Here is a 13,391-nt window from a genome sequence, read left to right on the forward strand (position 1 = left end):
AGGGCTGATCGAGCATCTCGACCAGCCCTATGACTTCAAGGTCTGACAGCGCAGCTCGCGCCGTCAGGTCCAGATCAGTCCGTCGTGATCGCCGTCTCCATGTCGGTCGGATCGATCTGCTTGGAGAGGTTGGCGTTGAGCTTGTCGCGGTCGAGCTCACCCTCCCACCAGGCGACGATCACGCAGGCGACGCCGTTGCCGCACAGATTGGTCAGCGCGCGGCACTCGCTCATGAACTTGTCGATGCCGAGCACGATCGCCATGCCCGGCACGAGGCGCGGATCGACCACGGCCAGCGTCGCCGCCAGCGTGATGAAGCCCGCGCCGGTGATGCCGGAGGCGCCCTTCGAGGTCAGCATCGCCACGACCAGGATGGTGAGCTGCTGGCTGAAGCTGAGATCGACGCCGAGCGCCTGTGCGATGAACAGCGTCGCCAGCGTCATGTAGATGTTGGTGCCGTCGAGGTTGAACGAGTAGCCCGTGGGCACTACCAGACCGACCACCGACTTGGAGCAGCCGAGCCGCTCCAGCTTCTCCATCATGGACGGTAGCGCGCTCTCCGAGGAGGAGGTGCCGAGCACGATCAGCAACTCGTCCTTGATGTAGGCCAGGAACTTGAAGATCGAGAAGCCGGCCAGGCGCGCGATGATGCCGAGCACGACGAACACGAACAGCGCCGCGGTGGCATAGAAGGTCGCGATCAGACCGATCAGGTTGAGGATCGCACCGGTCCCGAACTTGCCGATGGTGTAGGCCATCGCACCGAACGCACCGATCGGTGCCGCGCGCATCACGATCGAGATGACGCCGAACACCGCATGCGCGGCATCGTCGATGAAGCTGCGGATGGTGTGGCCGCGCTCACCTAAGCTCATGATGGCGAAGCCGAACAGCACCGAGAACAGCAGCACCTGCAGGATCTCGCCCTGCGCGAAGGCGCCGACCACGGTGTCCGGAATGATGTGCAGCACGAAGTCGACGGACTTCTGGCCGGCGGCCTGCTTGGCGTAGTTCGCAACGGCCGCCTCGCTCGCCGCAGCATTGCCGAAGCCTGCGCCCGGCTTGACGAGATTGCCGACGACGAGGCCGATCACCAGGGCGAAGGTCGAGACGACCTCGAAATAGACCAGCGCCTTGACGCCGATGCGGCCGACCTTCTTGGCGTCCTGGATGTGGGCAATGCCGGAGACCACGGTGCAGAAGATGATCGGGGCGATCACCATCTTGATCAGCTTGATGAAACCGTCACCGAGCGCCTTGATCCATTCGTTGGTTGCGAACTGTGGCCACAGCCAACCGACGATGGCGCCGAGCACGATGGCGATCAGCACCTGGACGTAGAGAACCTTGTACCACGGCTTTGCTGCGGGCGGCGCGATCGGCGCCTCCGCCATCGTTGTCGTCGTCATTGTTTCACTCCCCCTCAAAACGCTGGGCCAGCCAAGATCAACTTGGCCGGCCCTGTCAATTGGAACCGCGAACTCTTTGCGCGCTTTACCGGCGGCGCTCGATCAGCCTGCGCGCCGCCGGCATCAACGTCGCGCCAAGCGCATTCTTGACCAACGAAGCTGCAATGAACGGCACGATGCCGACCTGCCAGGCCTTTCCAACGCCCAGCCCGAGGCCGAACGCCAGCCAGCCGAACCCGGCGGCCAGAATGACGATATGGCCAACCGCCATCGCTGCAAACAGCAGCGCCACGCTGCGATCCCAGCCGCGCTCGGCGAGCCAGCCGGTCACGAAAGCGGCAGCGACGAAGCCGAACAGATAGCCCGCGGTCGGGCCAACCAGCGGTGCAATCCCACCCACCGGTCCGGCGAATACCGGCACGCCAAGCGCGCCCTCGGCGAGGTAGGCGATCATGGTTGCGCTGCCAAGACGCCAGCCATAGGCCGCGCCGATCATCAGCACGACCAGCGTCTGTAATGTCATCGGAACATAGGGCAGCGGCAGGCTGACCTTGGCTGATAGCGCCATCAAAGCGGTGCCGAGCACAATCAGCACGACGGCACGCATCGCGCCGACGGTTTCGCCCGGCCGGGTCGGCCACATCAATGCGGCGAGAGAAGAATGTGGCGCAGCAGCGGTCGAGACAGATCGGTCAGACAAGTTGAACTCCGGTGGTGGTCGAAAACTGGCGGCTATTTAAGCCAGTGAGCGATCCGGTCAACTGCCTCGCGCATCTCCTCGGGCGAGCGTGCATAAGAAAAGCGAATGAACGATCGGCCGTGAACGGGATCGAAATCGACGCCGGGCGTGGCCGCAACGCGTGCCTGTTCCAGCATCTGCTTGGCGAACTCGAAACTGTCGGAGGTGAAGTCCGAGACGTCGGCATACAGATAAAATGCACCATCGGCCGGCAAGAACTTGCTCAGGCCGGCTTTCGGCAATCCCTCGATCAGAATTCGCCGGTTTTCCTGATAGCCGTGCTTGATCGTCTCCATCTCGGCTGCGCCGTCGAAGGCGGCCTCTGCCGCGATCTGCGACAGCGACGGCACCGAGATCGATAGGTTCTGCTGCAGCCGCTCGATCGGCCGCACCAGGATTTCGGGCACGACCATCCAGCCAACACGCCAGCCGGTCATGCAAAAATATTTCGAGAACGAGTTGATCACGAGTGCGTGCTCGGAGAGCGCGGCCGCGGTGACCGCCGGAAACGCATAGTCGAGCCCGTGATAAATCTCGTCCGAGATGAACCGGATGCCTGCGTCTTCGGCGGCCGCCATCAAGCCGGCGAGCGCTCCGCGGGACATCATCGTCCCCGTCGGATTGGCGGGGCTTCCGACCAGCACGCCCTTCAACGGCGCCTTGCGATGCGCCGCGAGCAACGCCTCGCCGGTGAGCGCATGGCGCGTCTCGTTCGTGGTCTCGATCAGCACCGGCTCGCAACCGAGCGCGGTGAGAATATGGCGATAAGGCGGATAGCCCGGCACCGTCACCGCGACGCGGTCGCCGGGCTCGAACATCGACAGGAAGGCCAGGATGAACCCGCCGGAGGAGCCGGTGGTCACGACGATCCTGTCAGGGCTGACGTCGCAGCCATAGGCATCGCGATAATGGCGCCCGATGCGCTCGCGCAGACCGGGAATACCGAGTGCGGAGGTATAATCGATCCGCCCGGCCTCGAGCGCCGCGTGGGCGGCCGCAATCGCGGTGCTGGGCGCCCCGGCCGCGGGCTGGCCGACCTCCATGTGGATGACATGGCCGCCGGCGGCCTCGATTCGGGCTGCCGCGGCCATGACGTCCATCACCATGAACGGGGGAACATCACTGCGGCGGGAGGGCTCGAGCCACTGCCCCAACCGGTTCCTCAATGTCGCATCGTGCATCGATTTCTGCTATTTCGCTGGCGGGCCGGTGCGTCCGGTCCGGGAAACGGGGCGCTTGCGCCCCAGACTGGCCGCATTGTACGGCTCATAAGGGGTAAGGCTCATAAGGGCATATCGCGTATCCGGTCCGCCGCCAATCGCCAAAACCAATCACGAAACTGCTCTCCAGACCGTTTGATGTTGCTTCAGATCGCATTGCGCAAGAAGGCTACCGCCCTCACCGCCCTCGTCACGGCTGCGGCGATCGCGCTGCTGCCGCTTCCGGCGGCGCGGGCGCAGCAAAAGGGGCCGCCTGTCCTGCGCGACACCGAGACCGAGCAGCTGCTGCGCGAATATACGCGCCCGATCCTGCGCGCCGCGGGTCTGGAGAAGCAGAACATCCAGATGGTGATCCTGAACGACAGCTCGTTCAACGCGTTCGTCGCCGACGGCCGCCGCATCTTCGTCAATTACGGCGCGATCCTTCAATCGGAAACGCCGAACCAGATCATCGGCGTGCTCGCGCACGAGACCGGGCATCTGGCCGGCGGCCATCTGTCCAAGCTGCGCGAGCAGCTCGCCGCCGCCCAGACCCAGATGATCATTGCGATGCTGCTCGGCGCCGGCGCGATCGCCGCGGGCAGCACCCAGCGCAGCAGCGCAGGCAACAATGGGCTGGCCAATGCCGGCGCCGCCGCGATCTCCGCTCCGCAGGAGGTGATCCGCCGGACGCTGCTGTCCTACCAGCGCCAGCAGGAGGAGAACGCCGATCGCGCCGGCGTGAAATTCCTGACCGCGACCCAGCAATCGCCGAAGGGCATGTACGAGACCTTCAAGCGCTTCACCAGTGAGAGCCTGTTCGCCGCGCGCGGCGCCGATCCCTATCTGCAGTCGCATCCAATGCCGGCCGAGCGCGTCGCCGCGCTTCAGGAATTCGCCAGCTCCAGCCCCTACTGGAACAAGAAGGACGATCCCGCGCTCCAGCTCCGCCACGACATGGTGCGCGCCAAGATCTCCGCGTTCATGGAGCGGCCCGAGACGGTGTACCGACGCTATCCCCAGACCAACGACAGCATGCCGGCGCGCTATGCCCGCGCCATCAGCACCTATCTGCACGGCGATCTGCGCAGCGCGCTGGCCCAGATCGACGCGCTGATCCAGGTGCAGCCCAACAACCCGTACTTTTACGAGGTGCGCGGCCAGGCCCTATTGGAGAGCGGCAAGCCGGCCGATGCGGTCGCTCCGCTGCGCAAGGCCGCGCAGCTTTCCAACAACGCGCCCCTCATCGAGATGTTACTTGGGCAAGCTCTGGTTGGAACCGATAATAAGGCCTACACCGACGACGCCGTTCGGATTCTCCGCGCCGCGGTGGCGCGAGAACCGGAAGCGGTGCTCGGCTATACCCAACTCGCGATGGCCTATGGCCGGAAGGGCGACTATGCCGAAGCGGATCTCGCCTCGGCGCAAGCCGCTTACCTGCGCGGCGACAACAAGACCGCCCGCGAGCTCGCCACGCGCGCGAAAACCCGTTTCGCCGTCGGCACACCCGGATGGGTCAAGGCCGACGACATCGTGGCGGCGAAGCCGCCGCGCAACTGACGTAACTCGAACGACGCCCGATACCACGACGTCACGACACCGAGCTTAAGTCCGCCGGGACGTATTCCGAAACCTGCTTTGGATAAGAGGATTTACCTATGCCTTCGCTGCGCCTGCTTGCTCCCGCGTTGTTTGCGCTCGCCCTGTTCGGCGCAGCCGTGCCCGCGTCGGCCGACAGTTTCTCCGACACCCAGCGCACCGACATCGAGAAGATCATCAAGAACTATCTCATCAGCCATCCCGAGGTGCTCGAGGAGGCGATGGCCGAGCTCAGCAAGCGGCAGGCCGCGGCCGAGACGCAGAAGCACGAGGCCAGCATCGCGCAGAATGCGGACGCGATCTTCAACTCGCCGCGCCAGGTCGTGCTCGGCAACAAGGACGGCGACGTCACCTTCGTCGAGTTCTTCGATTACAATTGCGGCTACTGCAAGCGCGCGATGGACGACATGCTCACCATCATGAAGGCTGATCCGAAGCTGAAGGTGGTGCTGAAGGAATTTCCGGTGCTGAGCCAGGGCTCGGTGGAGGCTGCGCAGGTCGCGGTCGCCGTGCGCATGCAGGATCCCTCGGGCAAGAAATATCTCGACTTCCACCAGAAGCTGCTCGGCGGCCGTGGCGCGGCCGACAAGGCGCGCGCGCTTCAAGCGGCCAAGGAAGCCGGCCTCGACACCGCAAAGATCGAGAAGGACATCGCCAGCCCCGAGGTGCGCGCCACCATCGAGGAGAACTTCAAGCTCGCCGAAGCGATGGGCATGAACGGCACGCCGAGCTATGTCATCGGCAAGCAGATCGTGATCGGCGCGGTCGGCGTCGAAAGCCTCAAGGAAAAGATCGGCATTGCCCGCTGCGGCAAGGCAACCTGCTGATCATACGTTTTGCGATCCTGAAAATCCGAAAAGGCCGGCTGACAAGCCGGCCTTTTTCTTGCGCCGAACGTTGGCGTCTTCGTGCAAAATCATTCATCTGGCATTCAACAAACAAATGCCGCGGAACAGGCGAAGTTCCGGAACAACTCAAATCTCCTTTCGTTGTCGGCGCGGGCAATGACGCAAAGAAACACGTGAGGAGAATTCGATGTTGAACCGCTTTATGATTTCGGTTGCCACGCTCGCGCTCGTCGCCGGCGCCGGTCTGGCGAACGCACAGAACACCATGGGCCGTGACAGCGGCGGCGGCGCCGGTGGCGCGCAGATGCAGCATTCGCAGCCTTCCGGCGGCGCCGCGGAGCGCGGCGCGAGCGGCCGCGATTCCATGAGCCATGACAAGGGCACCGTCGGCCAGGCCGGTGGCGCTGGCACCATGAAGTCCGATCGGGCTTCCGAAGACAAATCCGGCGCGATGAAGGACGAGCGCTCCCCGGGCGGCGCGATGAACAAGAACGCGGCCGAGGACAAGGCCGGCGCCACCAAGGGCCAGCGCACCGACGAACGTGCGCAGGACAAGTCCCAGCAGGACAAGTCGAAGAGCATGAGCTCGGACTCGACGACAAAGTCGGACCCCGCCAAGTCTGCCAAGGACATGAAGGCTGAGGACAACAAGGCGGGCGGCGCTGCCAAGACCAACAATGCGGCTACGACCGACAAGTCCCAGACCACGACCGGCACCGCCTCCGCGACGGCTTCCGCGCCGCCGGCCGAAAAGCGGTCTGAAATCTCGACGGCGATCAAGTCGACCAAGATCGAAGAGACGACGAACGTCAACTTCAACATCTCGGTCGGCACCGCGATCCCGGCCTCCGTCAGAGTCCATCCGCTGCCGCCCCGGATCGTGGAGATCTACCCGGAGTGGCGTGGCTATGAGGTGATCTTCGTCCGCGGTCAGTACGTGATCGTCCGTCCGCAGACGCGCGAGATCGTCTACATCATCGAAGGCTAAGCTGCTTCGCTGATACCCAAATGGGCCCTTGCCGAGAGATCGGCAGGGGCCTTTGGCCTATGCGTCGCCCTCTCCTGCGAGCCTCCCTCCGGCAGCCACGATTAGAACTGGTTAACAAGCGATTTCCGTAGCTTCCGCACAGGTTTTTGCACCGGGGATGAGGTACTTGAAGGCCTCTGGGAGGCCCTTCAAGGCTTCCCCTAGGCCGCTTTGTTACCTATAACCCCGCCACGCCGAGCACCTCTTCCCGGGATTGGAATGGCAGAACCTGCAACCGATACGATCCTCGTCCTGAACGGGCCGAACCTCAACATGTTGGGAACGCGCGAGCCCGAGAAGTACGGCCACGCCACGCTGGCCGACGTCGAGGCACTGTGCCGGGAGACCGCGGCAACGTTCGGCCTCAAGGCCGATTGCCGGCAGTCCAACCGCGAGGGCGAGTTGATCGACTTCATCCACGAGGCGCATGCGCGCAAGATGAAGGGCATCATCGTCAATGCCGGCGGCTATTCGCACACCTCGATCGCGCTGCACGACGCGCTGCTCGCGGTGCAGATCCCGACGGTCGAAGTGCATGTAACCAACATCCACGCCCGCGAGAGCTTTCGTCACCACTCCTACACCGCACGCGCCGCTTTCGCCTCGCTCTGCGGTTTCGGCATCGAGGGCTACCGCCTCGCCATCCAGGGCCTTGCCGCCAAGCTTGCCATCAAGCCCAAAGCCTGAAGCCCCCTCATCAAACAGAACATTCGGATCAAACAACATGGCGCGCCAGCCAGACGACAAAGCAGCCGCAAAGTTTTCCAGCGAGGATTCCGCGCTCGTCCGCGAGCTCGCTTTGCTGCTCGATGAGACCAGTCTCACCGAGATCGAGATCGAACGTGCGGGCCTGCGCCTGCGCGTCGCCCGCAACGTCAGCGTTGCTGCGACCATGCCGATGCAGATGGCAGCCGCTCCCGCCGCCCTGCCGGTCGCCTCCGCCGCGCCTGTCGCCGCCGGACCCGACCTGTCGAAGCATCCTGGCGCGGTCAGCTCGCCGATGGTCGGCACCGCCTATTGGGCACCGGAGCCCGGCGCCAAGCCGTTCATCGAGGTCGGCAGCAAGGTCTCGGTTGGACAGACCCTGCTGATCATCGAAGCCATGAAGACCATGAACCAGATCCCCTCGCCGCGCGCCGGCACGGTGACGCAGATCCTGGTCGAGGACGGCCAGCCGGTCGAGTACGGCGAGCCGCTGGTGATTATTGAGTAAGCGAATGGGGAATAGCGAATAGCGAATGGTCCACCCCTTCCCTACTCGCCATTCGCCACTCGCCATTCGCGACAGGACACCATGTTCGACAAGATCCTCATAGCCAATCGCGGCGAGATCGCCCTTCGCATCCTCAGGGCCTGCAAGGAGCTCGGCATCGCGACCGTCGCCGTGCACTCCACCGCCGACGCCGATGCCATGCATGTGCGCCTGTCGGACGAGAGCGTCTGCATCGGACCGCCGGCATCCAAGGACAGCTACCTCAACGTGCCCGCGCTGCTCGCGGCCTGCGAGATCACCGGCGCCGATGCCGTGCATCCCGGTTACGGCTTCTTGTCCGAGAATGCCCGCTTTGCGGAGATCCTCGCCGAGCACAATCTGCATTTCATCGGCCCCAAGGCCGAGCACATCCGCCTGATGGGCGACAAGATCGAGGCGAAGAAGACCGCCAAGCGGCTCGGCATCCCCGTGGTGCCCGGCTCCGACGGCGCGGTCGGTCCCGATGACGACGCGCTGGCGATCGCCAGGAAGATCGGCTTTCCGGTGCTGGTGAAGGCGGCGGCCGGCGGCGGCGGCCGCGGCATGAAGGTGGCGCACAGCGAGGCCGACCTGCAGGTCGCGCTGTCGACGGCTGCCAACGAGGCCAAATCGGCCTTCGGCGATGCCTCGGTCTATCTGGAAAAATACCTCCAGAAGCCGCGTCACATCGAGATTCAGATTCTCGGCGACGGCCGCGGCGGCGCGATCCATCTCGGCGAGCGCGACTGCTCGCTGCAACGCCGCCACCAGAAGGTCTGGGAGGAGGGCCCCTCGCCTGTCCTTGCCGCCGCCGCGCGCGCCAAGATCGGCGAGACCTGTGCGAAAGCCATGCGCGAGATGAAATATCTCGGCGTCGGCACCATCGAGTTCCTGTTCGAGGACGGCGAGTTCTACTTCATCGAGATGAACACCCGCATCCAGGTCGAGCATCCCGTCACCGAGAGCATCACCGACATCGACCTCGTGCTGGAGCAGATCCGCATCGCCGCCGGCGGCGATTTGCCGGCCAGGCAGGAAGAGGTCCAGGTCATCGGCCATGCGATCGAGTGCCGCATCAACGCCGAGAATCCCCAGACCTTCCGTCCCTCGCCCGGCCGCATCCTGCAATACCATCCGCCCGGTGGACTCGGGGTCCGGATCGATTCCGCGGTCTACCAGGGCTACACGATCCCGCCCTATTACGATTCCCTGGTCGGCAAGCTGATCGTGCACGGCAAGACCCGCGCCGAATGCCTGATGCGGCTGCGCCGGGCGCTGGACGAGATGGTCGTGGAAGGCATCGAGACCACGCTGCCGCTGTTCCGCGCGCTGGTGCGTGAAGACGACATCATCAACGGCGATTATCACATCCACTGGCTGGAACAGTATCTGGCCGGCAAGACGGAACCCGCTCCGCGATAAATCCACTTCGTCGTGGAACCCTTTGGCCCCCATCGCGTTCTCGACGCGGGGACAGTTCCAAGGGGGCGTTTTGACTTCCGCTGAACGTGACAGAGCGAGGCCGTCGTGACGGCCGAGGCCCATCGACGGCGCGCATTTTGGCAGATCCTGCTGATTTCGGCGGGTCTTCTGATTCTGACCGTGATCAGCGCCGGCTCGGTCTATCTCGTCAACAAGGCGAGGGAAGACAGCACATGGGTGCTTCACACGATCGAGGCTGAGAGCCAGATCAACGCCCTACTGCTTGAAATCCGCCGCGCCGAGAGCAGCGCCCGCGGCTTTCTGCTGACGCAGGGACCGGATTTCCAGTCGGACCACGAGAAGGCCGTCGCAGCGATCATTCCGGCACTCGACAAGCTCACGCGCCAGATCGGCGACAATCCGGCGCAACGCGACAGCATCGAAAAACTGAGCGCGGCGATCGAGACCCGGCTCGACCAGTTCTCGCGCGAAATGAAGTTCGTGAAGGACGGCCAACCGGACAGGGCCACGGCGCTGATCCGCGAGGCCGCGGCCGGCAACACCACAACTACCATCAGCAATTTGGCCAACGCGATGATCCGCGAGGAGGAGCGGCTGTTCCGGGTCCGAACGGCCAACTCCGACCGGAGCCAGACCCTGGCTGCATCGATGACCGGCATCGGCTCCGGCCTCGTCGTGCTGCTGGCCCTGATCTCGACCTGGCTGGTGCGGCGCTCGGCCCGCGCCCGTGACGAGGCCGAAGCGCGCCTGCGCGACGCCAACGTCAATCTGGAGTCCGTCGTCGACGAACGCACCGCGGACCTGCGCGAGGCCAACGACGAGATCCAGCGCTTTGCCTATATCGTCAGTCACGATCTGCGCTCGCCGCTCGTCAACATCATGGGCTTCACCAGCGAGCTCGAAGAGCTCAGCGGCGATGTCTTCCGCCGCATCGGCAGCCTCGCCCACGTCCCAGCCGACGGGCCGCCGCTGGCGCCAGGCGCGCCCGGCGAGATCGTGCTCGAAGGCGCCGACAAGCAGCTCTCGGAGGATTTTTCCGAGGCGCTCGGCTTCATCAAGACGTCGATCGCCAAGATGGACCGGCTGATCTCGGCCATCCTCAACCTCACCCGCGAGGGCCGACGCGAATTCCAGCCGGTGAAGATCGACACCAGCGAGCTGATCGAGGCCATCGTGTCGACACTGGCGCACCAGGCGGCCGAGGCGCAGGCCGAGATCCACCTCGAGCCGCTGCCTGACATTGTCAGCGACCGGCTCGCACTCGAGCAGATCTTCTCCAATCTGATCGACAATGCGATCAAGTACCTGAAGCGCGGGGTGCCCGGCGAAATTAGAATCCGCGGGCGCACCAAGCTCGGCTACGCTATCTTCGAGATCAGCGACAATGGCCGCGGCATCGATCCGAAGGACCATCAGCGGATATTTGACCTGTTCCGCCGTGCGGGAACCCAGGACCAGCCCGGCCAAGGCATTGGTCTTGCGCATGTGCGTGCACTTGTGCGTCGCCTCGGCGGCACCATGTCGGTATCGTCGGAACTGGACGCGGGCAGCACCTTCACGATCACGCTGCCGATCGCCTGGAATGTGAGCAACCGGAACTGAGATCGATGACCCAGCCTGTCACCATCATCATGATCGAGGACGATGAGGGCCACGCCCGCCTGATCGAGCGCAACATCCGCCGCTCGGGAGTCAACAACGAGATCGTCTCGTTCCCCAACGGCACGGACGCAATGCAGCATTTGTTCGGCGCCGACGGCAGCGGGCTCGTGCAGAAGGGTAATGCGCTGCTGATCCTGCTCGACCTCAACCTGCCCGACATGACCGGGATCGACATCCTGAGGCAGATCAAGGAAAACAAATATCTGAAGGCTTCGCCCGTGGTGGTGCTGACCACCACCGACGATTCCCAGGAAATCAAGCGTTGCTACGAGCTCGGCTGCAACGTCTACATCACCAAGCCCGTCAACTACGAGAATTTCGCCAATGCCATCCGGCAGCTCGGCCTGTTCTTCTCGGTCATCCAGGTCCCTCCCGCCGCCCCATGAACCAGCGCACGCCAACACTGCTCTACATCGACGACGACAGTGCGCTGGCGCGCCTGGTCGATCGCGGCCTGACGCGGCGCGGCTACAGGGTCGTCCATGCCGCGAGCGGCGAGGAAGGCCTGGAGCGCATCCGCCGCGCCGCGGTCGAGGGCGGCATCGACGTGGTGGCGCTCGACCAGTACATGCCCGGCCTCGACGGGCTGGAGACGCTGGAGCAGATCATGGCGATCCCGGGTGCGCCGCCCGTGGTGTTCGTCACGGCCTCGCAGGATTCCAGCATCGCGGTGACCGCGCTGAAGGCCGGCGCGGCCGACTATCTCGTCAAGGACGTCACCGGCGATTTCATCCCCCTGCTCCACGTCGCAACCGAGGGCGCGCTACGCCAGGCGGAACTGCAGAAGGCGCGCGAGGAAGCCGAGGCCGAGATTCATGCCTCGCGCGACCGCTACGCCGCCCTTGCCGCCGAACGCGAGCTGCTGCTGCGCGAGGTCAATCATCGCGTCGGCAACTCGCTCCAGATCATCGCCTCGCTGCTGCACCTTCAGGCAAGCTCCGCCGCGCAGGACGAGGTCAAGGCGGCACTGACCAACGCGATGGGCCGCGTCGCCGCGGTCGCGCAAGTGCACCGCCGCCTCTACACCTCGCAGGATCTGAAGAGCGTGGTCCTGAACCAGTATCTGGACTCGCTGCTCGAGGATCTCCGCCGCTCGGCCGAAGGCAACCGGATGTCGCGCCTGACGCTGAAGGCCGAGCCGATCGAGATCGATCCCGACCGCGCGGTCGCCGTCGGCATCATCGTCAACGAGCTGGTGATGAACGCGGTGAAATACGCCTATCCCGACGGCGCCGGCCCGATCCATGTCGAGCTGCACGCGCAGGGCGAGGATGTCCTGCTGTCGATCACCGACAACGGCGTTGGTGACAACGTCAAGGCCGATCCGCGCTCCACCGGCATGGGCCAGCGCATCGTCGCGGCCATGGCCTCGAAGCTCGACGCCACGGTCGAGCGCGATCCCGCCCATTCCGGAACCCGGATCGTGCTGAAATTCGCGCGCATGCCGGCAGCCCCCGGCAGGACCAGCACCGCAGCCGCGAGCTGATCTCGCTGTCCTGCTCACCCCCATCGCAACCGCGTCGCGATCCTGCTATGGTTGCGAACCATGACTTCGCGCGACTCCGCCCCGTCTGAAATCACACCGGCCGTGCTGCTGCGCGCCTATGCCTGCGGCATCTTTCCGATGGCCGAAAGCGCCGAAGATCCGACCCTGTTCTGGGTCGAGCCGGAGCTGCGCGGCGTCATCCCCCTCGACGGATTTCGCGTCGCCTCGCGACTCGCGCGCACCGTGCGCTCGGATGTGTTTCGCGTAACCGTCAACACCGCGTTCAAGGCGACGATCGCCGGCTGCGCCGCGCCGCAGGCCGGACGCGAGGACACCTGGATCAACAAGCGCATCCGTGACCTCTATGGCGGCCTGTTCGAGCTCGGCCATTGCCATAGCGTCGAGGCCTGGCAGGGCGAGGACCTCGTCGGCGGGCTGTACGGCGTCAGCCTCGGACGGGCCTTCTTCGGCGAGAGCATGTTCCACACCGCGCGCGATGCCTCGAAGGTCGCTCTGGTGCATCTGGTCGCGCGGCTCATCCATGGCGGCTTCGAGCTGCTCGACACCCAATATGTCACCGAACATCTGAAGAGCTTTGGTGCGGCCGAGATTTCGCGGCGGCGCTACACCGCGCTGCTCGACAAGGCGCTCGCGGGCGAGCCGGGCGATTTCCTGAAGCTCTCGGCGGGTGAGGCGATCCCAGGCGCACGCGCGCTCGAGATCATCGCCGCGCGGCAATAATCGATAG

General features: G+C 64.6%; 13 protein-coding genes. 10 read left to right on the forward strand and 3 right to left on the reverse strand.

Annotated features, from left to right (window positions below; all coding sequences use genetic code 11):
* Positions 1-74 precede the first annotated feature (74 nt).
* The 3 genes from GGD67_RS01280 to GGD67_RS01290 all read right to left on the reverse strand — a co-directional run bounded on the left by GGD67_RS01280 (position 75) and on the right by GGD67_RS01290 (position 3,329).
* Positions 75-1,409, reverse strand: a complete 1,335-nt coding sequence (locus GGD67_RS01280; protein ID WP_018323010.1) for a dicarboxylate/amino acid:cation symporter — start codon at positions 1,407-1,409, stop codon at positions 75-77.
* 85 nt (positions 1,410-1,494) lie between these two features.
* The gene (locus GGD67_RS01285; RefSeq protein WP_179731382.1) at positions 1,495-2,052 is read right to left on the reverse strand and encodes a biotin transporter BioY; all 558 of its coding nucleotides are present in this window, start codon (positions 2,050-2,052) and stop codon (positions 1,495-1,497) included.
* Between the two features lie 89 nt (positions 2,053-2,141).
* On the reverse strand, positions 2,142-3,329 hold the full coding sequence (locus GGD67_RS01290) for a pyridoxal phosphate-dependent aminotransferase (RefSeq protein WP_179730594.1): 1,188 nt from the start codon (positions 3,327-3,329) through the stop codon (positions 2,142-2,144).
* A gap of 177 nt (positions 3,330-3,506) precedes the next feature.
* On the opposite strand from GGD67_RS01290, the gene GGD67_RS01295 reads away from it, so the two are divergent.
* The 10 genes from GGD67_RS01295 to aat all read left to right on the forward strand — a co-directional run bounded on the left by GGD67_RS01295 (position 3,507) and on the right by aat (position 13,384).
* Positions 3,507-4,907, forward strand: a complete 1,401-nt coding sequence (locus GGD67_RS01295; RefSeq protein WP_179730595.1) for a M48 family metalloprotease — start codon at positions 3,507-3,509, stop codon at positions 4,905-4,907.
* Positions 4,908-5,005: 98 nt separating this feature from the next.
* Complete coding sequence (locus tag GGD67_RS01300) at positions 5,006-5,773, forward strand: DsbA family protein (RefSeq protein WP_179730596.1); 768 nt, start codon at positions 5,006-5,008, stop codon at positions 5,771-5,773.
* Between the two features lie 208 nt (positions 5,774-5,981).
* Positions 5,982-6,782 carry a DUF1236 domain-containing protein gene (locus GGD67_RS01305; protein ID WP_179730597.1) on the forward strand — a complete coding sequence of 267 codons (801 nt, stop codon included), beginning with the start codon at positions 5,982-5,984 and terminating at the stop codon, positions 6,780-6,782.
* Between the two features lie 258 nt (positions 6,783-7,040).
* The gene (gene aroQ, locus GGD67_RS01310; protein WP_092262044.1) at positions 7,041-7,508 is read left to right on the forward strand and encodes a type II 3-dehydroquinate dehydratase; all 468 of its coding nucleotides are present in this window, start codon (positions 7,041-7,043) and stop codon (positions 7,506-7,508) included.
* A 37-nt stretch (positions 7,509-7,545) separates the two neighbouring features.
* Entirely contained in the window at positions 7,546-8,034 is a 489-nt protein-coding gene (gene accB / locus GGD67_RS01315; RefSeq protein ID WP_018323003.1) for an acetyl-CoA carboxylase biotin carboxyl carrier protein, read from the forward strand.
* A gap of 81 nt (positions 8,035-8,115) precedes the next feature.
* Complete coding sequence (gene accC / locus GGD67_RS01320; RefSeq protein WP_018323002.1) at positions 8,116-9,474, forward strand: acetyl-CoA carboxylase biotin carboxylase subunit; 1,359 nt, start codon at positions 8,116-8,118, stop codon at positions 9,472-9,474.
* A gap of 105 nt (positions 9,475-9,579) precedes the next feature.
* Positions 9,580-11,097, forward strand: a complete 1,518-nt coding sequence (locus GGD67_RS01325; RefSeq protein WP_179730598.1) for a CHASE3 domain-containing protein — start codon at positions 9,580-9,582, stop codon at positions 11,095-11,097.
* A 5-nt stretch (positions 11,098-11,102) separates the two neighbouring features.
* Positions 11,103-11,543, forward strand: coding sequence for a response regulator (locus GGD67_RS01330; RefSeq protein ID WP_018323001.1), 441 nt, complete (start codon positions 11,103-11,105; stop codon positions 11,541-11,543).
* The gene (locus GGD67_RS01335) at positions 11,540-12,643 is read left to right on the forward strand and encodes a sensor histidine kinase (RefSeq protein WP_092262041.1); all 1,104 of its coding nucleotides are present in this window, start codon (positions 11,540-11,542) and stop codon (positions 12,641-12,643) included. The genes GGD67_RS01330 and GGD67_RS01335 overlap by 4 nt, the downstream gene beginning before the upstream one ends.
* 60 nt (positions 12,644-12,703) lie before the next feature.
* A complete protein-coding gene (gene aat, locus GGD67_RS01340) occupies positions 12,704-13,384 on the forward strand; it encodes a leucyl/phenylalanyl-tRNA--protein transferase (RefSeq protein ID WP_018322999.1) in 681 nt (226 codons plus the stop codon).
* Positions 13,385-13,391: the final 7 nt, after the last annotated feature.

Origin of the sequence: Bradyrhizobium sp. IAR9 (genome assembly GCF_013408065.1) — a bacterium.
Taxonomy (GTDB): domain Bacteria; phylum Pseudomonadota; class Alphaproteobacteria; order Rhizobiales; family Xanthobacteraceae; genus Bradyrhizobium.